Annotated in this window: 1 protein-coding gene; it reads left to right on the top strand. The window is 44.9% G+C overall.

Annotation, left to right across the window (positions count from 1 at the left end):
* The first annotated feature begins 129 nt into the window (after positions 1-129).
* Positions 130-426 carry a metallopeptidase TldD-related protein gene (locus EZM41_RS14405; RefSeq protein WP_342449324.1) on the top strand — a complete coding sequence of 99 codons (297 nt, stop codon included), beginning with the start codon at positions 130-132 and terminating at the stop codon, positions 424-426.
* Positions 427-465: the final 39 nt, after the last annotated feature.

Here is a 465-nt window from a genome sequence, read left to right as displayed (position 1 = left end):
GTCAGCTAATCCAGCGCAGGTTACGGATGTGCGTCTAAAACACTTAAATAGCCTTTAGTATTTTAAAAAATCATCAATACATGCTACTATCATCATTCGCCAATAGCCAGGTTTAAAGTTTGAGGCTAAATTCTGTATAATATCAGGCACGCCAACGAAGATGGAGCGACATCCACGGGCAATGCCTCCAGGGGGATGGCTTCGCCCCCCGATGTGGATATTACGAACCTCTACCCTATGCCTGGCGAGCCAGTTCGTCTAAACTTATCGCGCCGTAGAGCAAACTATATTCCTAGTGAACATGGAGGTGAACAATGGGTTTATTCAACTTTAACCTATCCTCCTTACAATCCTCTTATCTCCTCTTCCTCTTCTGTCTTTTTGACGAGAAGAATCTCGCCGTCAAACCAGCTCAAGATTTGCTGAATCTGTCTTTGTCCGTCGGGTTGCTCAAGTCTATGCTTC

This window comes from Acetomicrobium sp. S15 = DSM 107314, from assembly GCF_016125955.1.
GTDB lineage: Bacteria > Synergistota > Synergistia > Synergistales > Thermosynergistaceae > Thermosynergistes > Thermosynergistes pyruvativorans.
This window is presented reverse-complemented; position numbering and strand designations above follow the sequence as displayed.